The organism is Streptomyces changanensis, from assembly GCF_024600715.1.
Lineage (GTDB): Bacteria > Actinomycetota > Actinomycetes > Streptomycetales > Streptomycetaceae > Streptomyces > Streptomyces changanensis.
In genome coordinates, this window is sequence record NZ_CP102332.1 from 6,648,000 (window position 1) to 6,673,468 (window position 25,469).

20 protein-coding genes and 1 pseudogene are annotated in these 25,469 nt (G+C 73.5%); 15 read left to right on the top strand and 6 right to left on the bottom strand.

What is annotated here, in order from left to right; translation table 11 throughout:
* The first annotated feature begins 444 nt into the window (after positions 1 to 444).
* Positions 445 to 717: a DUF3253 domain-containing protein gene (locus NRO40_RS29240; RefSeq protein ID WP_058940975.1), complete on the top strand. Its 273-nt coding sequence runs from the start codon at positions 445 to 447 to the stop codon at positions 715 to 717.
* A gap of 652 nt (positions 718 to 1,369) precedes the next feature.
* On the opposite strand, the gene NRO40_RS29245 is transcribed toward NRO40_RS29240, so the two are convergent.
* Complete coding sequence (locus NRO40_RS29245; protein ID WP_058940974.1) at positions 1,370 to 2,413, bottom strand: hypothetical protein; 1,044 nt, start codon at positions 2,411 to 2,413, stop codon at positions 1,370 to 1,372.
* 227 nt (positions 2,414 to 2,640) lie between these two features.
* Between NRO40_RS29245 and NRO40_RS29250 the strand changes: the two genes are divergently transcribed.
* The 3 genes from NRO40_RS29250 to NRO40_RS29260 all read left to right on the top strand — a co-directional run bounded on the left by NRO40_RS29250 (position 2,641) and on the right by NRO40_RS29260 (position 7,186).
* On the top strand, positions 2,641 to 6,198 hold the full coding sequence (locus NRO40_RS29250; protein ID WP_058940973.1) for a polymorphic toxin type 17 domain-containing protein: 3,558 nt from the start codon (positions 2,641 to 2,643) through the stop codon (positions 6,196 to 6,198).
* Complete coding sequence (locus NRO40_RS29255; RefSeq protein WP_058940972.1) at positions 6,198 to 6,650, top strand: hypothetical protein; 453 nt, start codon at positions 6,198 to 6,200, stop codon at positions 6,648 to 6,650. Before NRO40_RS29250 ends, NRO40_RS29255 begins: the two co-directional genes overlap by 1 nt.
* A gap of 365 nt (positions 6,651 to 7,015) precedes the next feature.
* A complete protein-coding gene (locus tag NRO40_RS29260; protein ID WP_232790979.1) occupies positions 7,016 to 7,186 on the top strand; it encodes a hypothetical protein in 171 nt (56 codons plus the stop codon).
* Between the two features lie 118 nt (positions 7,187 to 7,304).
* On the opposite strand, the gene NRO40_RS29265 is transcribed toward NRO40_RS29260, so the two are convergent.
* Positions 7,305 to 7,757 (bottom strand): VOC family protein, encoded by a 453-nt coding sequence (locus NRO40_RS29265; protein WP_058940971.1) that lies wholly within the window; start codon positions 7,755 to 7,757, stop codon positions 7,305 to 7,307.
* Between the two features lie 96 nt (positions 7,758 to 7,853).
* Between NRO40_RS29265 and NRO40_RS29270 the strand changes: the two genes are divergently transcribed.
* The gene (locus NRO40_RS29270; protein ID WP_058940970.1) at positions 7,854 to 8,435 is read left to right on the top strand and encodes a TetR/AcrR family transcriptional regulator; all 582 of its coding nucleotides are present in this window, start codon (positions 7,854 to 7,856) and stop codon (positions 8,433 to 8,435) included.
* Positions 8,436 to 8,458: 23 nt separating this feature from the next.
* Here the strand turns inward: NRO40_RS29270 and NRO40_RS29275 are convergent.
* Together NRO40_RS29275 and NRO40_RS29280 are read right to left on the bottom strand one after the other, a co-directional pair.
* Positions 8,459 to 8,851: pseudogene (locus tag NRO40_RS29275) on the bottom strand (DUF1062 domain-containing protein); the annotation flags it as partial.
* A gap of 73 nt (positions 8,852 to 8,924) precedes the next feature.
* Positions 8,925 to 9,842, bottom strand: coding sequence for an alpha/beta hydrolase (locus NRO40_RS29280; RefSeq protein ID WP_058940969.1), 918 nt, complete (start codon positions 9,840 to 9,842; stop codon positions 8,925 to 8,927).
* A 287-nt stretch (positions 9,843 to 10,129) separates the two neighbouring features.
* Between NRO40_RS29280 and NRO40_RS29285 the strand changes: the two genes are divergently transcribed.
* Both NRO40_RS29285 and NRO40_RS29290 read left to right on the top strand, forming a co-directional pair.
* A complete protein-coding gene (locus NRO40_RS29285) occupies positions 10,130 to 11,797 on the top strand; it encodes an alpha/beta hydrolase (protein WP_058940968.1) in 1,668 nt (555 codons plus the stop codon).
* Between the two features lie 1,074 nt (positions 11,798 to 12,871).
* The gene (locus NRO40_RS29290) at positions 12,872 to 13,840 is read left to right on the top strand and encodes a DUF4232 domain-containing protein (protein WP_058940967.1); all 969 of its coding nucleotides are present in this window, start codon (positions 12,872 to 12,874) and stop codon (positions 13,838 to 13,840) included.
* Between the two features lie 447 nt (positions 13,841 to 14,287).
* On the opposite strand, the gene NRO40_RS29295 is transcribed toward NRO40_RS29290, so the two are convergent.
* The gene (locus NRO40_RS29295) at positions 14,288 to 14,542 is read right to left on the bottom strand and encodes a hypothetical protein (RefSeq protein WP_058941022.1); all 255 of its coding nucleotides are present in this window, start codon (positions 14,540 to 14,542) and stop codon (positions 14,288 to 14,290) included.
* Between the two features lie 318 nt (positions 14,543 to 14,860).
* Positions 14,861 to 15,814 (bottom strand): DJ-1/PfpI family protein, encoded by a 954-nt coding sequence (locus NRO40_RS29300; RefSeq protein WP_058940966.1) that lies wholly within the window; start codon positions 15,812 to 15,814, stop codon positions 14,861 to 14,863.
* Positions 15,815 to 15,885: 71 nt separating this feature from the next.
* Between NRO40_RS29300 and NRO40_RS29305 the strand changes: the two genes are divergently transcribed.
* The 8 genes from NRO40_RS29305 (at position 15,886) to NRO40_RS29340 (ending at position 25,331) form a co-directional block, all read left to right on the top strand.
* A complete protein-coding gene (locus NRO40_RS29305) occupies positions 15,886 to 16,569 on the top strand; it encodes a DJ-1/PfpI family protein (RefSeq protein WP_107115022.1) in 684 nt (227 codons plus the stop codon).
* On the top strand, positions 16,521 to 17,108 hold the full coding sequence (locus tag NRO40_RS29310; protein ID WP_058940964.1) for an FG-GAP repeat domain-containing protein: 588 nt from the start codon (positions 16,521 to 16,523) through the stop codon (positions 17,106 to 17,108). Before NRO40_RS29305 ends, NRO40_RS29310 begins: the two co-directional genes overlap by 49 nt.
* A 690-nt stretch (positions 17,109 to 17,798) precedes the next feature.
* Complete coding sequence (locus tag NRO40_RS29315) at positions 17,799 to 19,196, top strand: hydroxymethylcytosylglucuronate/cytosylglucuronate synthase (protein ID WP_257375552.1); 1,398 nt, start codon at positions 17,799 to 17,801, stop codon at positions 19,194 to 19,196.
* Between the two features lie 205 nt (positions 19,197 to 19,401).
* The gene (gene blsE, locus NRO40_RS29320) at positions 19,402 to 20,391 is read left to right on the top strand and encodes a cytosylglucuronate decarboxylase (RefSeq protein WP_058940962.1); all 990 of its coding nucleotides are present in this window, start codon (positions 19,402 to 19,404) and stop codon (positions 20,389 to 20,391) included.
* A 157-nt stretch (positions 20,392 to 20,548) separates the two neighbouring features.
* Positions 20,549 to 21,517 carry a CGA synthase-related protein gene (gene blsF / locus NRO40_RS29325; RefSeq protein WP_232790978.1) on the top strand — a complete coding sequence of 323 codons (969 nt, stop codon included), beginning with the start codon at positions 20,549 to 20,551 and terminating at the stop codon, positions 21,515 to 21,517.
* Positions 21,518 to 21,700: 183 nt separating this feature from the next.
* Entirely contained in the window at positions 21,701 to 22,879 is a 1,179-nt protein-coding gene (blsG, locus tag NRO40_RS29330; protein ID WP_058940961.1) for an arginine 2,3-aminomutase, read from the top strand.
* Positions 22,876 to 24,054: a DegT/DnrJ/EryC1/StrS family aminotransferase gene (locus NRO40_RS29335; protein ID WP_058940960.1), complete on the top strand. Its 1,179-nt coding sequence runs from the start codon at positions 22,876 to 22,878 to the stop codon at positions 24,052 to 24,054. The genes blsG and NRO40_RS29335 overlap by 4 nt, the downstream gene beginning before the upstream one ends.
* Entirely contained in the window at positions 24,051 to 25,331 is a 1,281-nt protein-coding gene (locus NRO40_RS29340; protein WP_232790977.1) for an ATP-grasp domain-containing protein, read from the top strand. The genes NRO40_RS29335 and NRO40_RS29340 overlap by 4 nt, the downstream gene beginning before the upstream one ends.
* The last annotated feature ends 138 nt before the right edge of the window (positions 25,332 to 25,469 follow it).

Below are 25,469 nucleotides of genomic sequence, written 5' to 3' on the forward strand. Positions count from 1 at the left end.
GTCTCACCCACCACTGACAATCGCCCTGGCTCCCGGACCGGATGAAGAGCCCACCCGACCGGGGCCGGTCGGGAGTCGTGTCGCGCCGGCCGTGGCCAGGCCGTGGCCCTCGCGTGCGCACGGCGGACCGGTCAGCGGCACTCCCCGCCCCGGGACCGCGTACGGCCGTGGACCGGGCCGGAAGCGGGGAGAGATGTCCGGAGGGGCGTCCGCTGCCGGCCGCCCCCCGATCGGTGATTCGGAGCGGCGCCCCCCAGGTGATCGAACGAGCCTCCGACGGGCCCACTGTCTCCGTACGCTGCGAGCAGGGTCGAGGGCCGATCCGGCGCGGCCACGGCGGTGTGCGGGGCCCGGGCCCCGCACACCCCGGCGCACGGGACGGCCGGCGCGGCGCCGCCCTCGTCCCGTCCGCCCCGAGCGACCGGCCACGGCGATACTGGCGGAATGACGGACATCGAGCGGCAGATGGACCGGCGCCTGGAGCGAGCCATCCTGGACCTGCTGGAGCGTCGTGGCACGGCCGCGACGATCTGTCCCTCCGACGCCGCACGCGCGGTGTACGACGGCGACGACGACGGCTGGCGCGCGCTCATGGAACCGGCGCGCCGCGCGGCTCGTCGGCTGGTCACGGCGGGCGAGGTGGAGATCACCCAGGGCGGCCGTCCCGTCGAGCCGAACGGGGCCCGGGGCCCCATCCGGATCCGCCGCGCCCGCTGACACACCGAAGGCGCGCCACAGCTCGTACCGGCGCCCGCCCGGTCACCGCCGGGGGCCGTGCCGCCATGGGGCGAAGCGGCTCGGTCGAGCCCCACCGGCCACCGCCGTCCCCACCGGCCACCGCCGTCCCACCGGCCACCGCCGTCCCGCCGGGAGCCCCCGGATCCCCAGGCGTGCGGGGTGCGGGCCCGGGGGACGGGCGACCCGACGGCGGGCGCCCGGGGGTCACGGGCCAGTGGGCCCCTTCGTGCACGGTCCCGCGCCCACCGGCCGGGCGCGCGTACTTGAGGACCGCCGAGCCGGGCACGCAGCCGCCCCGGCCGATGCCGAGGGTGCCGAGGGCGCCCTCACGACCCGCGCGACCCGCAGGAAGGGGCATCCGCCGCCCGCACCGCTGCTGTCCGACCCGGGTGAGGTGCCGTGTCGTCCGTTCGGCCGTAGCGCGCGCCGGGATGTCGTCGGGCCGCCGGACGGCGCGCGGTCCCAGCCCTCGGCGAAGGCGAGCAGGGTGCCACGGCCACCGGGCACGGGCCCGTACCCGTCCCGTCGCCGGGTACGAAGGGCCGGCCCTCGGACATGGCGCGATGCCGGGGACGAGGCGTGCGCGCCACGCATCTTCGACAACGCTGTGGGGCACGGGCGGCACGAACCACTACTGGATGCTCCAGCGGTGGGGATGCGTGGGCTCGGCCGGGCAGACGAAGATGTTCAATTCGCCCCACCGGCCCACCGTCACCTTGGTGGGCGTGGCCGACTCCAGGTGACTGCCCTGGCGGGGCCGGTCCTCGACCGGGATCCAGCTCCTGCTGCCGCCGTCCCACTCGGAGCTGTCGATCGTGATCAGCAGGACCATCGGCGTCGCACAGGCGGTGCAGTCCATCGGGTAGGGGTCGGTCGCGTGCCAGGAAGCGAAGCCGCCGGCGCGCCAACCCGGCGGGATGGACAGGTCGTACTGGTAGGCGGGCGGCCCGCCCGTGTCGTCCGTGTCGTCCGTGTCGTCCTCCGCGGCCGCCTCGGCCTCCTCCTCCCAGGCGTCGAGCCGCGCGCACAACTCCTCGGGCAGTACGCCGGCGAACGGATACGTGGTCACCCGCTCCGGGTGCAGGACGCACGGCTCGGCGACGTAGCCCTCATAGCCGACGACCTCGGGCTGCGGCGGCGCGGTCAGGATCTCGCGGACCTCCGCGGACCGCCGCCAGCGCAACTCCAGGGCCATGCCGTGACCGGTGGGGCCGTGCCGGTCGAAGGGGCAGCACAACACCTGCAGCAGATCGCACCCCTCAGGCCCCGCGGGCAGATCGGGCACCTCGTGCCGGTAGAGCTGGGCCAGGGCGACCATCGGCAGCGGATCGGTGTCGCCGATCCGATCGACGACGTGGTCACGGCCGAGTTCGTCGAGGAGACGGCGCTCGTCCTCGGTCGGGCCGGAGTCCGGGTCGCGTGCCAGGGCCTCCGCCAGGACCTCGCGGTACCGGTGGATGTCCGCGGGCCGTCGACCGCGGCCGCGCCCGTGCGTCTCGCCGCACACCGGCCACGGTTCGTCGGCCGGCCACAGCAGCGGGCCGCCGACGGAGCTGACCGTGACGTCGGGTGCTCCGGGGCGCGGGTGCAGCCGAGTGGTGGTACCGCGGTGTGCGGCCAGCTCCGGGAAGAGCGCCTCGATGTCCAGCGGGCGCGGCGGCGTCGTTCTGCTCATACCGTGACCCTAGACGCCCACCGGCGGACCCGATCACGGCCCCGGTGAAGGGCGGATCAGGACAGGTCCGGCATCCGAGGAACGGCCTGCCGCCGCAGGGGGCGGAGCGGCCTTCTCGGCGACCCGGTTCTCCTCTTTCCGCCGTCACTTGTGTGATCATTCCCCCGTAGACATAGGGGGGCGGCAGCGAACCGGTGTCCCCCTGATAGTCCAGGGGAAGAGGGGGCATGAACCCGATCATCACGCCGCACAGACGGCGTTCGCGACCGGCACTGCTCGCGGCCACGGCTCTCACCGTGGCCATGAGCGTGTTGGGCACGGCGGCCGCGGAAGCGGCACCCGCACGGACCGGCTCCGACCAGCCGGCGCCGAGCGCCCGCGCCCAGGTCGTCGAAGCGTGGCAGGAGGGGGGCCCGGCGACCCGACTCGCCGCGGAGCAGGCGCTCGTCGGCACGGACGCCGAGGTCCGGGAGTTCCTGGACACCGCGATGCGCGTCGCGGCCGAGGAGGACGACCGCCTGACGGCCCTGCGGATGCTCAACACCGCGGGCCCCGGCGTGCGCGGTGCCGCGCAGCAGGCGCTGAGCGGGACGCCCGCCGCCCTGCGTGCGTTCCTGGAGTCGGGCATACCCGACCCGTTCCAGCACGACCAGCGCGCCGACGTCCTGCGCGTCATGAACACCGGTGACCGCGCCGTGCGCGCCGCCGGACAGGCGGCCCTCGACGTCGGCACGCCCGAGGCGCTCGGCGCCTTCCTCAACACCGGGCAGCACAAGGCCCGCGAGGAGGACGAGCGCTTCCGCACCATCCAGATCATGAACACGGGCGGCCCCCTCGTCCGGCAGGCCGCCGGCGAGGCCCTGTCGGGCAGCGCCGCCGACGTCCGGGAGTTCCTGGACAACGGGCAGCACGCCGCCCGCGCCCGCGACCAGGAGACCATGACGGTCACCCAGCTCGCCGAGGTCGCCGCCGAGGCGAGCAAGCGCGCCAAGCGGGAGACCGACCTGGCGAAGGACGCGTCCGCCAAGGCCCAGGCCGCCGCGGAGGAGGCACGCAAGGCCGCCGTGCGCGCGGCGGAGGAGACCGCCGCCGCCAAGGACGACGCCAAGAAGGCCAGCCGGGCCGCCGGGCGGGCCGCCGAGGCCGCGCAGGGCGCCGCGCAGGCCGCCCGTACCGCCATCGGCGCGGCCAACCAGGCCACCTCGGCCGCCCGCATCGCGGCGAACGCGGCCACGGCCGCCGCCTCCGCCGCAGCCGCCGCCGGCCAGGCCGCCTCCCGCGCCTACCACTCGGCGAGCGCCGCCGTGAAGGACGCCGGGCAGGCCGCCGCCGCCCGCCAGGCCGCGCAGGACGCCCGTATGGCAGCCGCCGGCGCGCGCACCGCGGCGGGCGCCGTCCTGAAGGCGATCGAGGCGATCGGGCAGGCGGTCGGCTCCGCCCGCGCCGCTGCCAGTGCCGGCGCCAACGCCGCTGCCGCCGCCGCTGCCGCCGCCGAGGCCGGAACGCACTCGGCGACGGCGGGCGCCGAGGCCCGCCGGGCCGCCGCCGCCGCGGCCGAGGCCCGCCGCGCCGCCTCCATCGCGAACAGCGCCGCCAACCGCGCCGAGTCGCTGGCCGCCCGGGCGGCCGTCGCGGCGCAGGAGGCCCGCGCCGCCGCCGACAGCGCGGCCAAGCACGCCGACGCCGCCGCCGCGGCGGCGGAGGACGCCGCCGCGCACGCGGGCCAGGCCGCCGACTGGGCCAACAAGGCCACCGCCCACGCCAACGCGTCCCTCGCCGCCGCAAAGGAGGCGAGGACCGCCGCCGACCAGGCCCGCAGGACCGAGGAGCTCGCCCGCGAGACCGAGGCCGCGGAACTGGCGGCCGACAAGGACCAGGCCGTACAGGCCGCGGAGGACCTGAAGAAGAAGTACGAGGCGCAGCAGGCGGAGGTCGCCTGGGACGAGGCCGAGGCCGCCCGACGCGACGCGGAGACCAAGCAGCTCCTCGCCGACGCCGCCGCGCCCTCGACCGAGCCCGCCGTCGCGCTGGCCAAGGCCCGCAAGGCGGCGCTGAACCTCGCCAAGGACAGCGGTCCGTGGACCGGGAAGGCCGCGGAGGAGGCGCTCGCCGGCAGCGACGCCGCCGTCATGACGTGGGTGCGGACGGGCCGTCAGGTCGCCGAGGAGCAGGACGACCGCGCGCGGGTGACCCATCTGCTGCTGACCGGTGGCGCATCCATGAAGGCGGCCGCCGAGGCGGCACTCGCCGGGGACCACGCGCGGGTCAAGGAGTTCCTGCAGACCGGTCAGCACACCGTCATGGCCGACGACTACCGCGTGCGGACGCTGGAGATCATGCAGACCGGCGGGCCCGCCGTACGGCGCGAGGGCAGCGCCGCGATCGACGCGGGAACCACCGAGGCGCTGCGGGACTTCATCAAGACCGGCCAGCACAAGGCGCGTGAGGAGGACGACCGCGCGGAGACGCTGCGGATCATGAACGGCGGTGGCGCCCACACCAAGGCCGCCGCGGAGATCGCGCTCGCCGGCCCGCCGCCGCTGCTGCGCAAGTTCGTCCAGTTCGCGCAGCACAAGGCGGCGAAGAAGGACTACGACACGGCCGTCCACGTGGCATCCGTCCGGCGTCTGGTCGCCAACGCGGCGCTGTCCGCCGCCAAGGCCGAGCAGCAGGCCGCGGAGGGCGCCAAGGCCGCGGCGGACGCACGCGGTGCCGCCGAGGCGGCGCAGGGCTACGCCCGGCAGGCCAAGGACGCCTCGGACGCGGCCCAGGTGTACGCCGCCGACGCCGCCCGGTCCGCCGAGCAGGCCGACGCGTCAGCCAAGCAGGCGGCCGAGTCCGCCCGTCAGGCCAGGGCCGCCGCCGACCGGGCGAACGACGCGGCGGCCGCCGCCGGCCGGTCCGCGAGCGAGGCGGCCGCCTCCGCCGTGCGGGCGGCGGCCTCCGCCGACTACGCCTACCAGCAGGCCGACCGTGCCGCTGCCGCCGCCATCGCCGCCGGCAAGGACGCCGCCGAGGCCGCGGCGGCGGCGTACGAGGCGGTCCTGATCGCCGTGGTGAAGCTCGTCGAGGAGGCGACGAAGGACGACGGCACGGAGATCGGCACCGGTGAGCAGGACTATCCCGGTGACGGTGACGACCTGAGCGGTGAGGGCGGACTGTCCGCCGCGGACAAGGCGACGCTGGTGCTCGACATCACCGGCATCTTCGACCCGTCGCCCGTCAGCGACGGCGCCTCGGGCCTGCTCAGCCTCTTCCGCGGTGACTTCGCCGGCGCGGGCCTGTCGGCCGCCGCGCTGATCCCGTACGCGGGTGACGCCCTCGCCAAGCCGGCGAAGTTCGCGAAGTACCTGGAGAAGTTCGAGAACCTCGCCAAGCACGCCACCGACCTCGACTGGGTCGGCAAGGCGGCGCACAGCATGAAGCACCTGTCGCCGAACCAGTGGCACGACGCGCTCACCAAGATGAACAAGCTGTCCGGTGACGCCGCGAAGATGTACCAGAACAAGCGGTACGTGCAGGCCGCGGACAAGTTCGGTCTGCCCACGAACGGGCCCGTGCCCTTCGTCCCGCGCAAGGACTGGGACGTGAAGCGCCCGCAGATCAGGGGCGGCGGCTTCGAGGACAAGTACGGCAACATCTGGACCCGGGCCAAGGACGGCAAGGACGAGTGGGACGTCCAGATCCCGAAGGGCAAGGGATTCGAGACGTTCGCCGGGAGCAAGAACCAGGGCAAGGACTACTCCCACGCCAACATCTCCAGGGACGGCAAGGTGACCCACTGATGTTGTTCAAGCCGACCGACGTCGTGGCCCGGGTGTTCCTCAACACCCGGGACGCGGCCACGGCCGACGCGTCCCTGCGCGAGTGCCTGGGGCTGGTCGCCGAACTGACGCCCGTGAGCGTCACGTTCGAGCAGGCCGATCCGGCGGGGCTGCGCCGCGGGTTCCTGGTGGAGCTCATGGTGGTGCTGCCGCCGGCCGCGGCGGAGCGCCCCGAGGAGGTGCTGCTCACCACGGTCCGCCCGCTGATCGGGCGGCTGGGCCTGGACGAGGCGTTGTTCGAGCTCGACGACCCGGCCGGCAGGACCGGCGGCGTGCTCCTCCCCGAGCACGTCCGGGACGAGCGGCGCACGGCCTGCGGCGCGTACTGGCTGCTCGCGGGCATCGGCGTCGACCCGCTGACCGGCCAGGACACCGACGAGGCCGACTATGAGGGCGACGGCGACGACCTCTGACGTACGTCCGTACCGCTCCGGGCTCCGGCGGGCCTCCTCCACGTCCGCGGGCATCCCGCCCCTCAGCGGGGCGGTAAGCTTACTCGGGCGCTCGCCCGGAACCGGCCGCGACCGTCTGCCATCCTGCCTGCCATGCCCGCGCGCGATCGGAGACCGCCGGCACCGCGCCTGGCCACTGACCACCACCGACATCCACGAGTGCCCCGGCACCGGCCTGGCCCGCGTCACGGACCTGCGGTACCTCACCGGGCACGACAGCGGGACCACCGTCCCGGGAGCAGCGTGGGTGGCTCCGTACCCCCGCGATCACGGCCGTGGCATCCACCCGGATCCGGTCGGCTTCCGGATGGACGTGCACTCGGTCGATGCCGCTGAACGTGCTGCCACCCGCGCGGTGCTGCGGGCGCAGGTCCTTCCCGCGACTCCGCGAAGGGATCACGCACGCGATCGCCGCCGACGAGACCTGGCGCCTGGCACCGCACCGGCACTACCGGGGGCTCACCGACGGCCGGCCCACCCACCGCGACGAGGACTGAACGGGGCCCGGACGGGCGACACGCGCCCCGGCGAGGCGACGCGCAGGCGCGCCCCGAGCCCGGCAGGCCGCAGCCCCCGGTCCGCCAGGTGCTCCGGTCCGAAAGCCCGCCCGGGACCTCAGACGCCGGTGTACCGGGCGGCGTACTCCTCGCTGGGTGGGACGACGGTGATGACGTCGATCAGCACACCGTCGGGGGCGGCGACGATGAAGTGGCGCTGGCCGAACTCCTCCGTACGCAGGGGCAGTACCTCGGTCAGGCCGGCCTCCGCCACGAGCCGCTGGTGCTCGCGGTCCACGTCGCCGACCTCGAAGTTCAGCAGCAGGCCGCCCCGCAGCGCGACCCGGTGGCCCTCGGGGACGGTCGGGTGGGCGTGGTCCAGGAGGGCCAGCTCGTAGTGCGGGGCGTCGGGGCGGCGCAGGCTGACGTACCAGTCCGCCGCGAACGTCACCTCGAACCCGAAGTGGCGGGTGTAGAAGTCGCGGGAGGCCGCCACGTCCCGGGTGGCGAGCACCGGGTAGAAGCCGCCGAGCGTGGTCGTCGTGGGCACGGTCTCGGGCTCGTTCGTCATCGCAGAGGTCCTCCGGCTCCTTTCACATACCCGGGGTATGTGAATTGTGACGTTAGCATACCCCGGGTACGTGAAAGGGAAGGGACGGTACGCGCCATGGCGGTCAACCGGGCGGAGCAGCGGGCGGCCACACGGCAGGCGCTGCTGGCCGAAGGGCGGCGGCGGTTCGCCGCCGACGGGTACCACCACGTGGTGCTGGCCGAGGTGGCGCGGGCCGCAGGGGTGACCAAAGGAGCCGCCTACCACCACTTCGACAGCAAGGCGGGCCTCTTCCGGGCCGTCGTCGCCGAGGTCCAGCGGGACCTGGGCGAGCGGGTCGCGACCGCAGCCGAGCGGCACGAGGACCTCTGGGAGCAGCTCAGGGCCGGCTGCCGGGCCTTCCTGGCCGCGGGGTCCGACCCTGCGGTGCGGCGGATCCTGCTGGTCGACGCGCCGACCGTGCTGGGCTGGGACGAGTGGCGGGCCCTGGACGAGGAGTCCTCCGCCCGGCACCTCGCGGAGGCGCTGACGGCGCTCACCGCAGCCGGCGTCATCGCCGACCAGCCGGTGGAGCCCCTGACCCGGCTGCTCTCGGGGGCGATGAACGAGGCCGCGCTCTGGATCGCGCGGGGCGGGGACCCGCAGGCCGCGGAGCAGGCGCTCGACCGGCTCCTGGCGGGGCTGCGCACTCCGGCCTGACCCCTTCGGGCTCCGACGCCCCGACGCTCGGCCGACCGGCTCCGGCCCAGGATCACCTCGCGGTCGGGGTGTTCCGTCCCACCGGTGTCGAGACACCAGGCGTCGCCCCAGTCGAGGGCGATGCGATTGCGGCGCCGCACGACCGGACCCCGGAGGAGCTCTGCTGTCAGGCCGGGGTCGTTGTCGTGCAGCCGGCCCAGCAGCTCGGGCCGTACGGAGCGCACGTGCGTCCGCTCCAGGACGGTGAGCTTCACCCTTTCCCCGCAAGCGGTACAGAGCGCGAGGAGCCAGACGTCGATGAGCTTGTGGTGGGCGTCGACGCGGGACTTGCCGCTCGGACGAAGGCAACGCCGGGTCGCGACGACGGTGACGGTGACCGGTGCCGCCGAAGACGGAGGTCCGCCGGAGGCGTTCAGCCGCCGGAAGCGGACGGCGCGGTCGCGGGTGCGCCGGCCCGGCCGCTGTGCACCAGGCGCCGCTCGCAGGTCCCTACGACCGCGTGATGCGGTCGCGCAGCCAGGAGTCGACGTCGCCGAGCGCCGTCCTGGCCAGCGCCGTGGGGTGGCCGGTGAAGCCGTGGGGTGACTCCGGGTAGATCCGGAGCTCGACGTCATTGCCGGCCGCCGACAACCGGCCTGCCAGCGCCAGATTGTCTTCCAGCAGTACGTCCGTGCTCCCGACGATCAGCAGCACCGGGGGGAGCCCGCCGAGGTCGCCGTAGAGGGGAGAGACATCGGGGACGGTGCGGTCTTCCACATGGCCGGCGTAGGCCTGGAGGAAGTACTCGTCCGCGATGCGGCGACCGGCCGGGGTGCGTGCGCTCAGGTCATAGGTGCCGAATTGGAGCGCGGCGCCGGTGAATCGGTCCACGGCGCCCCTGTCTCTGAGCCGGAGCAGGGTCGCCAGGGCGAGTGTGGCCCCCGCGGAGCTCCCGCCGATCGCCAGCCGGGACGTTCCGAAGCGGGCGTCGGCCTCCCGGACGAGCCAGAGCGCCGCTGCTTCACAGTCGTCGGGCGCCGCCGGCCAGGGGTGCTCGGGCGCCAGCCGGTAGTCGACGCTGACGACGGCGAGGCGCAGGGCGTCGGCGAGCTCGCGGTTGCGTGCGTCTCCATGCGCGGCCGAGTCCATGAAGAAGCCGCCGCCGTGGATATCCAGGTAGACGCCCCGCGGCGGACCGTCGACGGGCGTGAAGATCCTGACGGGTACGCGCCCTTCCGCGGCTTCGACCGTCTCTTCCACGGCGGGCGGATCGGCGGCCCGGGGAGCGGTCCTCCTCGCTCGTGCCTCGATGAGCTCCTCCAGGGTGCCGGGGCCGCGGCCCGCCACCCGCGACGCGTAGAAGCGACGAGCCTCGTCGACCTGCTCCGCGGGCACGCCGGCGAACAGTGCGTCCAGAGCGAACCGCACGCGTCCTCCTCCTCACTCGGATCCCGACTCCACGCTATCGCCGACCCGCGGCGCCGGATCCGTCCCCCCGCCCAGGAAGCACCGCACGGTCACCGGGACGTCTTCGGACGATCGAGCGTCTCGGCGTGCCGGCCGTCGCCGAGGACAGCTCAGGCCCCTACAACTCCAGGACCACACAGGGCTGTTGTGTCATCCCCAGGGTGGAGGAGAGGTGCAACCCAGCGAGGGATCCGCAGGGGTGGCCGGTTCCTGAAAGATCCTTCCTTTCCGAACATGTGACCGGAAGGATGGACACCTTGCGCAGACGACGTCTCGCGCCCCTGTTGGCCGTGAGTGTGACGGCGACGCTGGCTCCCGCACTCGCCACGTCGACGGCCACCGCCGCTCCGGCCGCCACCCCGTCGACCGTCTCCTCGTCCGCCGCCGCCGAGGGCGCGCTGGACCGGTACGTGAAGCAGAAGCCGCGCTGGAAGCGGTGCGAAGCCGACTCCCCGGCGGAGTTCGAGTGCGCAACGATCAAGGTCCCGCTGGACTACCGGGCTCCCGGGGGCAAGCGGATCGACATGGCCATATCCCGGATCAAGAGCACCGCGCCCGACAAGCGGCGCGGTGTCCTGTTCTCCAACCCCGGCGGCCCGGGGGGTCCGGGGCTCCACATGCCGCTGGGGATGCAGGATCGCCTTCCCGCGTCCGTACGACAGAAGTACGACCTCATCGGCTTCGACCCGCGCGGCGTGGGTCGGAGCAGCCCGGTCTCCTGCGGTCTGGAACCGGAGGAGGAGAACTGGCTGCGGCCGTACAAGCGGGAGACGTTCGGCAAGGACGTCGCCTGGGCGCGCGACGTGGCGGACAAGTGCAGGGAGAAGGCGGGCGGCACGCTCCCGCACATCACCACGCGCAACACCGCGCGGGACATGGATCTGCTCCGGGCGGTCCTCGGTGAGAAGAAGATCTCGTACGTGGGTTACTCGTACGGCACGTACCTGGGAGCCGTCTACGCCCAGCTCTTCCCGGGCCGGGCCGACCGGTTCGTGCTGGACAGCGCGGTCGATCCGGCGCGTGCCTGGCGGGGGATGATCCAGTGGTGGGCGGAGGGCGCCGAGCCCGCGTTCGACCGCTGGACCGCGTGGGCCGCCGAGCGTTCGGAGGAGTACGGCCTCGGTGACACCCCGAAGAAGGTCGACCGGACCTTCTGGGACCTGGTCGCGCAGGCCGACGAGAAGCCCATCGAGATGGACGGGCAGTCGATCACCGGAGACGACGTCCGGAGCGGGATGCGCCAGGCGGTCTTCAGTCCGCAGTACGCCAGCGAGGCCTTCGTGGAACTCAGGAAGGCCGCGGCCGGCCAACCCGCCTCCGCGGAGAGGCTCGCGGTGCTCGCCGGATCCGCCGGATCCGCCGGAACCGGGGCGGCCGGCACCGCCACGGAGGCCGCCGAGGTGCCGTCCGACAACATGACGGCGAGCTTCTGGGCCGTGGTGTGCGGTGACAACTCTGCCGCGTGGTCCCGCGATCCCGAGAGCTACCGGCGGGACGCCATCGAGGACAAGGGCCGCTACCCGCTCTACGGCGACTTCGCGTCCAGCATCAAGCCCTGTGCGTTCTGGGACAGGTCCGTGGAACCGGCGACGAAGGTGAGGAACAAGGTCCGCTCCCTGGTCGTCCAGAACGAGTGGGACTCGCAGACCCCGCTGCCGAGCGCCCAGGCCCTGCACGCCGTCCTGAAGGGCTCGAAGATGGTCACCGTCCTCGGCGGCGAGGGCCATGGCGTCTACCCGAACGGCAACGCCTGCACGGACGGCACGGTCACCGGCTACCTGCTCACCGGCAGGCTCCCGGCGAAGGACGTGACCTGCCGGGCGACGGCCGACTCGAACGCGGAGGCGCGCAGGAACCAGGAGCGGGACGTGCTGCCCGGGTCCCCGCTCCCGGAGCGCGCCCCGGACCGCTTCTGACCCCGGCCGCACGGCCCACTGCCGCGTGAGGCGGTGAGGGCGGGGCGGGACCTCCCGCGCGGGGTCCCGCCCCCTCGCGCGTCAGCGGCGCCGCCGGTGCCGGGGGAGTCGGTCGACGGGCCCGGTGGCGGTGCGTCGCCGTCGGCCGACGGCGGGGCGCTCGTCGGGCCCCCTGGCGGGAGCACCGGTCACCATGGCTGCCGGGCAGGGCAGGCGGCAGGGCGGCACGGCTCAGGAGCGACCGACCCGATGCGGTCGCGGGGCCGGCAGGGCGGAGGGCGGGTGGCCGGATGCGGTGCGTGTTGACCTGTCCGGGGGAAATGCTGAAAAGACATCCGATTCGGGGTCGTTTTCCACTTTCTACCCTTCCCGACCCGCATAATCTGCCGCTGAATCGTCCAAGCAGTAATGAACCTGGAGGTAGGGGCATGGGTCTTCCCATCGTCGGTGGTCTGGTCGACAGCGTGGTCGGCATTGTGGCCGGCACTGTGTATGGCGTCGTGCCGCAGCTCGGAGCCCTCCTGGGTGGGCTGGGCCTGCCGCTCTGAGCGTGCGCGCGCATAGTGTGGCGCCGGTCTCGCCGAGGCCGGCGTACACCTGGAAACGGCTGGTGTTCCGCGCTCGCTTTTCCCTGGCTCGGCAGTGGCGTGCAGTGTGTTCCGAAAGACGCCGAGCGGCCCGGCGCGTCGCCGAGTCGCATGGTGTCGACCGATTCGGCACACGGCCGTAGCCGACAGGGGTGATCCGTCGGGAGGTGCCTGGGTCGACAGCCGCCCCAGGCACTCCGCTCCCGCATCTCGGCCCCCGCCTCCACTGCGCTCCAGGCGCTGTATGACCCACGCCCGCATCTGCTCGTCGACGTCGCGTGGCTGCAAGTCGAGGCGGAGCTGGGCCCGGTCGGGGAGCACTGCTCGGGTAAGGCGAACGCCTTGACGGCGCCCGCGGCGCCCAGGGTCGTGCCGGGCTGCCCGGGCCGCTCGGCGCCGCGCTACCCACCCCGCTTGTGACACCCCTGTGACCCCCGCTGTGACCCCCACCACGCGTGGTACGTCGGCGTCCTGATGGGATGACCGGATGAGCAGACTGACCTCTTCCCGCAAGGGCCTCTCCGCGACCGCGCCCCTGCCCGTGTCCCTCGCCGCGATCGCCCTCCTGCTCACGGCCTGCGGGACGGAGCGCGCTGACGCAGGGCACTCGGGCGGAAGTACGGCCGTGCCGCCGTCGTCCGTGCAGGTCGACGATCCGGGCAAGGACGGCGTACGCATCACCTCGTTGACCCTCGCCCCGGCTTCCCCCTCGCCGTCCCCCTCGACGCCCGATGACTTCACCGTCTCCGCCGACAGTCTCGCCGCCGACTCGGGAGTCTCCGCCGCCTACGAGGTCACCAACGACGGCACCGAGACCCTGACCTACTCGATCGTCTTCACCTTCATGAGCCGTGACGGTGGAGCCATGGCCAACCAGACGGCCACCGTGCGCGACGTCGGCCCCGGGAAGACCGTGCGCGGCACGGTCCGGGCCGGGGTGCTGCCGCCCACCACGCCACGGGTGACGCAGGCCAAGGTGCTCGAAGTGACCAAGGTCCCCGCGGGTGAGGCACCGGCCGAGGCAGGCTCATGCCCCTCCTCCGGGATCCGCGTCAGCGCCGACGAGGGCGACGCGGCGATGGGACTGCGGGTCGTGGGCCTGCACCTCGACAACTGCGGTACGCGCCCGTACACCGTCGAGGGATACCCGCTGCTGGAACTCCTGGGCGAGGACCGCAAGCCCGTCGACGGCGTCAGGATCCTCCAGGGCAGCGGCGAGATCACCACCGGTGCCGGGCCCGACAGGCAGCCCCGGCCTGTCACGCTCGGCCCCGGCGAATCGGCGATCGCGAGTCTGGTGTGGCGCAACACCACCGAGTCCGGTGCGCCGGTGAACGTGCCGTACGTGCGCGTCCGGGCGAAGGCCGGCGCCGACCCCGTCACGGTGACCCCGAACCTCGATCTCGGCACCACCGGAAAGCTCGGGGTCAAGCCGTGGGTGAAGAAGGCACCTTAGGCGCCGACCGCCGTCCGGGCTCGATCCGCGGTGTCATGGCGCGTGACCGAAGACGCCCTGGCGCTTCGGTCGGGCATCCGGCCGCACCCGGACTCGGGCCCGGGAATCGCCCCCCGCGGGACGGACGCACCGGCGGAAGAGGCCGCTCCGGAGCGGGGCTCCGTCGTTCCCGGGCCACGCGCACGCTGCGCCGACCTCCAGCGGTGACCCGGGGACGAGACAGGACTCAGACGGAGACCAAGCGGGCGACGGCGCCTGCCGCGTCCGCGCCGGCGAACGATCGACGTTGACGTCGTACCGGCCAGGCCGTTCGCCCGCCGCCCGCCGTGCTGTGTCGGTTGTCATCGCGGGGTCGGGAGCCGCGTGCGGAACCGCCTCGGCCGGTGCTCGGCCCACCGCACAGGTGGGGCCGAGCACCGGCCGAGGCGGCCCGGTGCGGGGCTCCGTTCACGCGCTGACGACGAGGGCCCCGAGGATCATGCCGCCGACCAGTCCGACGGCGCTGACCACGAGGGCGACCGTGGCGAGTCGCTCGTGCCTCACGACCTTGGCGATGATGGCCAGCACCAGGCCGATCACGCCGAACACGATCGGCAGGAAAATCAGAGCCACCGCACCGAGCACGATCGCGACGATGCTCAGCACATTGCCGGTCGCCGCGCGCTGCTGTCCGGTGGGCTGGTTGCCGTACTGCGTGGTCATCTGCCACTCCTTCGGGACGATCAGCCTGAGACCCGATCCGTAGTCGGACCGGCACACCACCCTGGTTCCCCGAAGTCCGCCAGGAACACCGGGATTTGGGAGGGCCCCGGTGACACGACCTTCATCGTGGGCGCACAGGTGTCCCCCCGGTGCGGAGGGAGGGCGTCGCGCCGTCAGGTGCGGGGACGACCCGTGGACGGTCGTGCCGCGGGTGCCGCCCGGATTCCCCTGGCGGGGGTTGCTCATCGCCGCCTCCGGCAGCTCCCCCCGCGTACGGTGTCGTGTCCGCGAGCGTCGCCGCGGCCTTCGGGGGGCCGGTCAGCCGGGGAACTGGCGCCGGTAGGCCGAGGGGCTGACGCCCATGATCTCCCGGAAGTGGTGGCGGAAGCCTGCGACGGTCAGGCCCACGAGGCCGGCCACTGTGTCGATCGGATGGTCCGCGGTTTCCAGCAGTGTCGCGCCGGTGCGGATCCGTTGGTGGGTGAGCCAGCGTCCTGGCGGCAGACCGACCGTGTCGACGCAGCGACGCTCGAACTGTCGTACGGACAGGTGTGCGATGCCGGCCAGTTCGTCGACGGTGAGGCGCCGGTGCAGGTGGTCCAGCGCGTACCGCAGGGCGTTGCTGATCGGATCGTCGGACGGTGCCTTGTCCACCGGATGCTCCGCGAACTGGGCCTGGCCGCCTTCGCGGTGCGAGGCCACGACCATGCGGCGGGCCACGCGCGTGGCGATGTCGGCGCCGTGGTCGGTGCGAATGAGGTGCAGGCAGACGTCGATGCCGGCGGCAGTGCCGGCGCCGGTGATGACGGATCCGTGGTCGACGTAGAGGACCGACGCGTCGACCGTCACCTCCGGATGGCGTTCCTGCAGCAGACGGGCATACCGCCAGTGCGTGGTCGCTTCCTTGTCGTCCAGCAGGCCGGCGGCGGCCAGAGCGAACGCGCCGCTGCAGATGGACACCACTCGCGCTCCTCGCGCGTGCGCGTCCCGCAGCGCGTCCAGGACGGCGGGGGAGACCTGACGGCGCACGTCCGCGACCCCCGGGACGATGACGGTGTCGGCGTGCCGGAGCCGGTCCAGCCCGTGGTGCACCACGATGTCGAAGCCGCCCACGACCCGGTGGGGCCCGGGCGCCTCGGCGCACACCTCGAACCGGTACCACCAGTCCACGTCCAGCTCCGGCCGGGCAACCGCAAAAACCTCCGCGACTGTGGCAAGTTCGAACGGGGGCATCCCATCGAAGGCCAGACAGGCGATCCGGTGACGGCGCATGACGGAATGCTAGCGGTGCATGCCGTTTCCGACACTGTCGAGCGGTGCCCGTCAAGCCCGACCCTTGTCGCATGAACCCGGTGAAGCCAGTGAACCCAGACCTCACAAACACCACAGACACCACTGTCCCGCTGACTTTCGGGATGCTCGTCTTCGACGAGGTCGAGGTCCTCGACCTGGGAGGTCCCTTCGAGGTCTTCAGCACCGCCGGCCGGCTGGCCCGCACCGCCGACGACGAACCCCTCCTGCGCGTGCTGACGATCGCGGCGACCGATCACCCGGTCCGCTGCCGCGGAGGGCTGAAGGTCGCGGCGGATCACACCCTCGACGAGGATCCCCCCTTCGACGTGCTGGTGATCCCCGGCGGCGTCACCGCGGCGGTCGAGGCGGACGCGGACGTCATCGACTGGTTGGCCCGGCGCCGAAAGACCTCCGTGCTGACGTTCAGCGTCTGCACCGGGGCCTTCCTACTGGCCTCCACCGGAGCCCTGGACGGCCGCCCGGCCGCGACCCACTGGGAAGACCAGGACGAACTGGCCCGGCGCTGGCCGAACATCCAGGTGCGCACCGACGTCCGATGGCTGGACGACGGCGACATCGTCACCTCCGCCGGGATCAGCGCGGGCATCGACGCCAGCCTGCACATCGTGAGCCGGCTCTTCGGCGAACGGCTGGCCCGTCGCACCGCCACCCAGATGGAATACACGTGGGCAGCTGGACGCACCACCGAAGCGGGCCCGCCGGGCGGGCCCTGAGCCCGCACCGCCGGGCGCCCGCAACAACGGCAACGCTCACCGCCCGCGACCAGATCGGCGAGGTCGGCGGCTGGGCCGGCGCCCGTGCCCACTTCCCCGGCTCCCTGGACGTCAGCGGCCACGCTGACCCCCTCGAGGTCTACCTGGACCACCTGTACACCTACGAGTACGGCAACGGCCCGTCTTCGCTGGGTGGCGGCTGGGACGCGTTCAACGCCCTGACCGGCCCCGGCGAGCTCACGGGCGACGGCAAGGGCGACCTCCTCGCCCGCAGCTCGGGCGGCACGCTGTGCCTGTACCGCGGCGACGGCCGGAGCTACGGCTTCGCCGGCCGCACCGGCCTCGGCTCCGGGTGGAACGCCTACAACGCCCTGGCCGGCGCGGGCGACCTCACCGGTGACGGCCGCGCCGACCTGCTGGCGGTCACGCCGAGCGGCACCCTGTACCGCTACGCCGCCACGCACACCGGCACCGCCAACCCCTTCGCCACCCGCGCGAACCTCGGCACGGGCTGGAACACCTACACCCAGTTCCACTGACCCACCACCACACCGGAGCCCCGGCCGGCGCCCCCGCCGTCCGGGGCTCCGGCGTTCCCTCCCCACGGGCCCACGGGCCCACCGGCCCACCCGCCCACCGGCCCACCCGCCCACCGTCCCACCGGCCGGCGTGCCGGGCTGCGACCCGCGGAGTGACCGGTGCGGGTGCCCCCGGTGGCTGCCTGCCTCCGCCGCGCGTGCCGCCCACCTCGGATGCCGGCGCCCGACCCGGCCGTACCGCGCGGTCGGTCCGCGTCCGGGCGGTGCCGAGGGGGCCGGCACCGGTCCGCGCGGCCGCCGCTGCCGCTGCCCTGGACGGAGCCGGCACACGCCTTTTTGACCACTTCGCGCCAGCTTGGCGGCCAGGATTCGGCGGAGGTCGTTGAGTTTCGGACGACCTGCTGTGGCTGGCCACTGGCATATACCGGCCATCGATCCCGTTCCGCGGGTCGTCCGCAGGCGTTCGTCGACTCCCTCCTTCCCCTGCTTCCCCGGGTATTCCGATGGGGCGGGAGCGTCCACTACGCACCGTGGATCCCCGCCGATCCCCGCCGTCTCCGCCGGTCCGTAGGACTGGCTCGAAGTCATGACCACCTCCTTGCCCGACCACGCGAAGCAGGTGACCGTTACACCGGATGCCGGAGCGCCCGATTCAGCTCATCCGGCTCTCAAGGAGGTCGAGGAAGACCGATGGATCCTGTAGCTGATCTGCTGTCGCCGGCCGGAGACCCGGACCGCGCGATCCTCCGGGGGGCGGCCGAGCCCACGACCATCGCCCTGGCCGGGGCGGAGTTCGGCTGGGGCAGCAGTGGGAAGCTGAGCGCCGTCCTGTCCGCGCTGGCCGAGCGGGGATCGGACGGGCCCCTGCGGCTGGTCGGCATCGGATCCGGCCTGGGCCGGCCGCTGCTCGCCGCGCACCCCGTGGAGACCTGGTACGACCTGCCGGAGTCGGGCGGGGACACCTTCGACACCGTGCGACGAATCGTCCGGAGCGAACGTGTGGCAGCGGCGCTCGTGGTACTCGACGGGCCACTGGCCATGGCGTTGGAGGCGACCGGGGTGCCCACGGTGTTCGTGGACAGCCTGCCGTTCCTCTGGACCGACGGCGACCGTCGCGACCTGCCCCTGGACGTCTCGGTGTACTGCGCGCAGCGCTGTGTCGAACTGCCGCCGGAGTGCCGGGACGTGCTCGACTCCGTACGGGCGTTGCGCTGGGTCGACGCGATCGTCGCCACCCCGTCGGGCCGTCCGCGCCGGACCGGGCCGGAGCCGGCGACGCGTGGCCCGGGGGAGAGGCCCGCCGCGCCGGCGGAGGCGCGGAGGGAACCGGCGGGCCCTCCTGCCGTCCCGTACCGCAAGGCCCTGATCAACCTCGGCGGGCTGCGCGCCCCCAGGCTCGCCGACTGGTCGCATTACCCGCGCCTCGTGGTGCCCGCGGCCGTCGAGGCACTGGCCGCCGAGGGGGTCGGCGAGGTGCACATCGCGGGGAACGTACCCTCCGACCTGGGCGCCCGGCTCGCCGGCGGCCGGCCCGGCACACCCCGCACGACGGCCGGGCCGCTGTCCCACCGCGCGTTCCTCGACCGGCTCGCCGAGACCGACGTCCTGCTCACCTCTCCGGGCCTGACCACCCTGCTGGAGGCGGACGGCATGGGCGTGCCCACCGTGTGCCTGCCGCCGCAGAACCTCAGCCAGGTGTTCAACGGCCGGTTCCACAGCCGGGCCGTGGGGGCCGACGTCCGCACCCGGTGGCCCGAGGACGTCTTCGCCGAGGACGACGCGCTCGCCCTGCGGGCCGAAGGGGAGGACCACGCGCTGACACTGATCTACGGGAGCATCGCGGAGACGGCCACGGGCCCCGGCGCGGACGCGGCCCGCCGCCGGCTGCGTGACGCGATACGGGGCGCCCTCCGCACAGCCGGCACGCACCAGGGCTGGGGCGGGCTCGCCTCGCAGGTCGGCACCGGCGGCGCCGCCCAGGTCGCCGACGCCGTGCTGTCGCTGGTGGGCCGGACGACCGCGCCCCGGGGACCGGCCGCCGCCACGGCGGCGCTTCGCCCGGGACCGGTGGCACGGCCGGTGAGCTGAGCCGCGGTCCGGCACCACGCAGGCCGTCCGACCCGTGGAGCGTCGGCACCACCGCTCCACCGCACGGTCGAAGCCGGGGCCCCGTCACCCTCCCACCCGGTCCGCGTCCCCAGCTGCACCGCGCGAACCGTCGGGTCCCCGCCCCTGGGCACCGCCCTCGTACAGACCACAGCAGCTCCGAGCCGCCCCCGGAAGGTTCCGTACCATGCGCGAGCGTCAGCGGTATCTCTTCATCAGGATCCTGGAAGCCTGCAACGCCGACTGTTTCATGTGCGAGTTCGCCCTCTCCCGCGACACCTTCCGGTTCTCCCTGGAGGACTTCACCGACCTGCTGCCCAAGGCGCGCGACGCGGGGGTGGGGTACGTGCGCTTCACCGGCGGGGAACCGCTGATGCACCCGGATGTCGTGGAACTGGTGCGCGCCGGAACGGCGGCCGGGATGCGGATGTCCCTGATCACCAACGGCAGCATGCTGCCGAAGATGGCCCGTACCCTCGCCGAGGCGGGTCTCGCCCAGGTCATCGTCAGCCTCGACGGGTCCTCCGGCGTCACCCACGACGTCTACCGCCGTTCCCCCGGGATGTTCGACAGCGGACTGCGCGGGTTGCGCGAGGCCGCGGCTCTCGGTGTGCTGCCCCGTGTCAACACCGTGGTGGGCCCGCACAACTACGACCAGATGCCGGAGCTCCAGCGCGTGCTGACCGAGGCCGGGGTCAAGCAGTGGGAACTGTCCGCACTGAAGCTCGACCGTTCCATCCGCTACCCCGACCCGGACGAGGTCCGCGCGGTGTGCGACCCGGTGTACGACGCCGACCCCGAGACCTGGCTCGTGCCCCTGGGCAAGCGCTTCTACGGCGACACGCCGGAGGAGCAGGAGCGGTACTTCACCGAGTCGCAGACGCCACGCGCCTCCCGACCGCTGTGCCACGTCGTCGACGACGTGATCTACGTCGACGGCAGGAACGAGCGGATGTACGCGTGCAGTTGCCTGCCGCACCGTGAGGCCGACGGTGACGTCGGAGGTGCTCCGCTGCGCGAGAACGGGGCGATCAGTCTCGACACCCCGGTGTTCCGGGCGCACGCCGACTTCTTCCGCGACCGCGGCCCGGACCTGTGCGCCGGCTGCTCCACGACCGCCGCAGGCTACAGCGACGACGTCGCCAGGCTCGGGACGGCGACCCCTTGGCAGTACTGAACCGGCGGGCCTGCGCCGGCCCGAGCATCCACGCGGGACCACCCGCCGGATCGTCGGCGCCCCGCCACCCCCGCGCCCGGCCGCCCGGCGCCCTACGCCCGGGGGACCGGCACCCGGACGACCCGATGACCCGACAGGCAGACGGAGGGAGGCACCGATGAGCACCACCCCGCCGAAGGTCCCGGCCGCGACGCGCCACCGCCTGCTGGTGGTGGCGCGGGACGACGCACTCGACTCCCTGCTGGCCGGGCGCCGGATCGCCGCCCACACCGGTGATCTGTGTCTCACCCGCGCCCCCGGACCTGGCGCCCGCGCCGGTCACGAGCCCGACGGACCCCGGCCGGACGTGGCCCTCGTCTGTGACGACCGGGACGCGACCGGCCGGCTGCTCGCACTCGGCGTGCCCGTGGTGCACCTGCGCTCCGGGCACGAGCCCGGCGCGGCGCCGGCCGACGAGGCGCCGGCCGGTGCCCTGCACCGGGTGCACCTGCCGGGGTGGCTCCCCGGCCCACGCCCGACGGGTCGCGACGTCCGCACGACGGGGACGCTGGCCCCCACCCGTCTCAGCCGCGGCCGGACCCGGGCGGGCACGCTGCTGCTGCTGTCGCTGTGGGGCGTGCCGGAGGCCGAGGCGGCGGCCTTCGTGGACGGCCCGATGGTGGCCCTGGCCCGGGAGGCGGCACGCCGCACCGGCCACTGCGACATCGTCCACGACACCGCGGGAGCGTTGGTCCGCTCCGCCCTGGGCCCCGACGCGGCGGCGGCCGGCACCTCCGGGAGCATCACCGTCCACCGTGCAGCGGAGGCGGACGTGGACGCGCTGCACGCCCGCGCCGACGTGTGCCTGGCCTCTCCCACGCTGGCCGCGCTGACCCTGGCCCAGGCGCGCCGCGCCCCCCTGACCCTGCTGCCCCCGCTGGGCGCGGTCCAGCGGGACCTGGCCGAGCGGACACGCGGCGCGGTGTCCCTGCCGGAAGCCAACGACCCGGCCGACCCGGAACTGTGGGCGGCGCCCCGGGACCCGGCCGCCGACCCCTGGCGGGAACTCGCCGCCGCACCGGACGACCTGCGCGGCGCCCAGCGCGTCGCCCGCACCCTGCGACAGCTCTCCTTCGCCCCGCTGTGACGCCCCGCGTGACGCCGCCGTCGTGACGCCCCGCCGGGATTGGCCCGGCCGTGCACCTCGTCGCGCCACCCCGTGACGACGCCGTGGAGCCCGCCCGTCGAGCCCCAACGGTCCCCCTGCCCGTGCGCGAGCGCGATCCGCGCTTCCCGACCCCCGCCCCACCCTGTCGACACTGGAGTCGCCATGTCCCGTACCCCCGGTGAGACCGACGCCGCCACGGATCCGGACGCAGGTCCGCTGCCCTTCCGCCCCGTCGTCCCCGACGAGCAGTGGCGCGACTGGCGCTGGCACATGCGCAAGCGTGTCACCAACGCGGAGAAGGCCCGGCAGTGGATCCGGCTCAGCCCCGACGAGGAGGAGGCCATCGTCAAGGCGGCGGGGAAGTACCGCTGGAGCATCACGCCGTACTACGCGTCCCTGATGGACCCCGACGACCCCGAGTGCCCCGTCCGGCGCCAGGCCGTGCCCGCGATGGGGGAACTCGCCGAGTTCTCCGGCGCCGAGGTCGACCCGGTCGGCGACATGTTCTACCGCAAGACCAACCGCGTGGTGCACAAGTACCCGGACCGGGTGATCATGCTGGTCACCGAGGCGTGCCCGGTCTACTGCCGACACTGCACCCGCAAGTTCCACACGACCGACGTCGACGGCACGTACTTCCGTGACGACGAGGGCGGTTCGTACGACGAGGACCTGCGCTACATCGCGGAGCACCCGGAGATCAGGGACGTCCTGCTGACGGGCGGGGACCCCCTCTCGTACCAGGACGGCAAACTGGAGGAGATCGTCTCCGCGTTGCGGGCCATCCCCAGCGTCGAGATCATCCGCATCGGCAGCCGCTTCCCGGTGCTGCTGCCGCAGCGGATCACCGACGGACTGTGCGAGATGCTCGCCCGCTACCACCCGGTCTGGCTGAACACCCACTTCAACCACCCCAAGGAGATCACCGAGGAGTCGGCCGCCGCGGTGGACCGCCTGCTGCGGCACGGGATCCCGGTGGGGAACCAGACGGTCCTGCTGCGCGGCATCAACGACGACGTGGCGACCATGCGCAGGCTCATGACCGAACTGCTGCGCGTCCGGGTGCGGCCCTACTACCTCTACCACTGCGACAACGTCACGGGTGTCTCCCACTTCATGACGTCCGTGGAGAAGGGCTGGGAGATCATGGAGGGACTGCAGGGCCACATCACCGGCTTCGGTGTGCCGCAGTACGTCCTGACGACCAGGATCGGCAAGATCCCCATCGCCAGGCCCTCCTACAGCGAGACACCGGACGGCCTGCTGCTGCGCAACCACCGCGGCCAGGAGATGGTCGTCGACAGCTCGGTGCACCCGATCCGGGAGAGCGATCTGCGATGACCCTCGACAAACGGCTCGGTCAGCGCTTCCTGCCCTACGGGGCCAACTACCTCGCCTGGTCCGACATGAGCGAACTGCGCGAGGTCGTCGAGCAGAAGGTGCTGTTCCGCTACCAGACGGAGTCCGAGAGCATGGCCTCCCGGCTGGAGCGGACGGTGGCCGACCGCCTCGGCGCGGCCCACGCCCTCGCGGTGCACAACTGCACCGAGGCACTGCGCCTGTGCCTGATCTCCACCCGCCCCTCCATCGGGGACGTCGTGTACGTCCCCGCCGTCACCTTCGTCGCCGTGGCGGGCGCCGTCCTCTCCTGCGGACTGATCCCGGTCCTCGTCGACGCGGACGAGTCCCTCTCCATGGACCCCACGCTGCTGCCCCCCGACGCCCGGCGGGTGGTGGTGGCCCACATGGAGGGCACCGTGGCCCGCGTCCCCCGGGACGTTCCGTACGTGATCGAGGACTGCGCCCAGTCGCTCGGCGCGCGGCTGCCCGACGGACGGCACGCCGGAACGGCCGGCTACGCGGGCACGTACAGCTTCCACCACAACAAGGTGCTCACGTCGGGTGAGGGTGGCTTGATCGTCACCAGTGACCGCGAGGCATGGGCCAGGATGCGTTCGTACCACGACCACGGTTCGGCGCGCGTTCCCGGTCGCTACCCCACGTGGGACGCGGACGCCCACTACGGGGAGAACTTCGTCACCAGCGAGGAGGTGGCCGCCGTGCAGTCCCAGCAGTTCCGCCACCTCGACGAGGTGCTGGCCGGTCTGGAGCGCATGTACGCCATCGCCATGGAGCTGCTGCCCGACCGCCCGGACCTGCGGGTCCTGCCGCGGGCCGCCGGTGACGCGAAGGTCAGCCTGCGCTTCCGCTGGGAGAGCCGGGAGCTGCGGGACGCGGCCGTCGACGCGCTCACCGCCCGGGGCATCGCCAACTGGACCCTCGACAAGTACCTGCTCCCCGACCACCCCGTGCTGAAGGCCCGCAGGTCGCTGTACGCGGACGGGTTCCCCTGGAGCCACGCGCCCGACCGGCCGCTCGCCGTGAGCCGCGACGGGTTCGCGCGCACCCGCGATCTGCTGGACCGCACCCTGTGCGTACCGCTCTCGCCCGAACTGCCGGAACAGGAGCAGATCGTCGCCGCCAAGACCGTGTGCCAGGTCCTGGAGGTGGTGTGAGCGGCGTCCCCGACCGGCCGGCCGGCCGGCCGCCGGCGCTGCTGATGGCCGACGACCGGGCGTCCTCCTTCACCCGCCACGCGGCCCGGGCCCTGGACGGCCGGCTGGTACTGCTCCGCTTCACCGGGCTGCGGCGCGACCTGTCGCGGGAGTACCTGCGCGAGACGGCGCACCTGCCGGCCTTCTGGGTGAGAGAGGGAGTGCCGCTCGAGGAGGAGGCGCACCGGTACCGCGTCTGGGCCGACTCGCTGCCCATACGCCCGACCCGCTTCTGCAACCCCTCCGAACCCCGCCAGGCCGTCGCCCAGCGGTTCGCCGGCCTCGTCGGACTGCCCCACCTGACACCGCGGCAGGTGCGGTGGGTGCGGGACAAGGCGGCGATGAAGGACAAGTTCCGGCAACTGGGGCTGGACACCGCCCGCTACGCCCGCGTGCGCGCCCCCTCGCACGTCATGGGTTTCGCCGGACGCCACGGCTGGCCCCTCGTCCTCAAACCCGTCGACTCCTTCGCGTGCGTCGACACGCACCGGCTGGACGGCCCGGACGACCTCGCCGCGGTCGACTTCGCGGCGCGGGAGTGGATGGTGGAGGAGTTCCTCGCCGGCATCGAATGGGAGGCGTGCGCCCTCATCCACGCCGGGGAGGTGCTCGACGCCTGGCCGAGCGCCATGCCCTGCCGGCCACTGGACATCGTGGACGGTGCCATGAACGCCAACATCAGCGTCGGGAACGGGGAGGGGCCGCCCGTCGACGTGCGGGACCTGGTCCAGCGCATCGTGAGCGGCATGGGCATCGACCACGGCTACGCCCACCTCGAGTTCTTCGTGGACGGCGACACGGTCCGCATGGGCGAGATCGGGATCCGGCTGGCCGGCTGTGAGATCACCGCCAACCACGGTCTCGCGTACGGCTTCGACGTCTTCGGCGCCACCCTGGACGTCTACCTCGGCCGCCGCCCCGACCTGCGCTACCGGCACCGCCGCTGCGTGGGCGACCTGCTGCTGCCGCTTCCCCGCTCGGGCGTGGTCCGGCACGTGACCGGTGCCGAGGAGCTGAAGCGCATCCCCGGAGTCCTCGACGCCGTTCTCAAGGTCGAGGCCGGCGCGACGGTCACCGGCCGCCGCGCCTCGCACAACGCCTCCGGACACGTCCACGTCGCCGGAGCGTCCGTCAGCGAGGTGGAACAGCGCATGCGGGAAGTACTCCGGGCCTTCAGCATCGAGGTCGATCCGGTGCCGGAGCCGGACGCCGCGCGACCCGGGGCGGCGCCCCCCTGACCCTGACCCGAACGCACCGGCCCGAGATCCGGGCCCCGAAGACCCCGGGCGCGACGACGACGGCCCCCCAGGCCGGGCGCAGGGGGACGACAGCGCAAGAACGAAGACCACACGGCCGCGCCCGCGGCCGGACGCCGA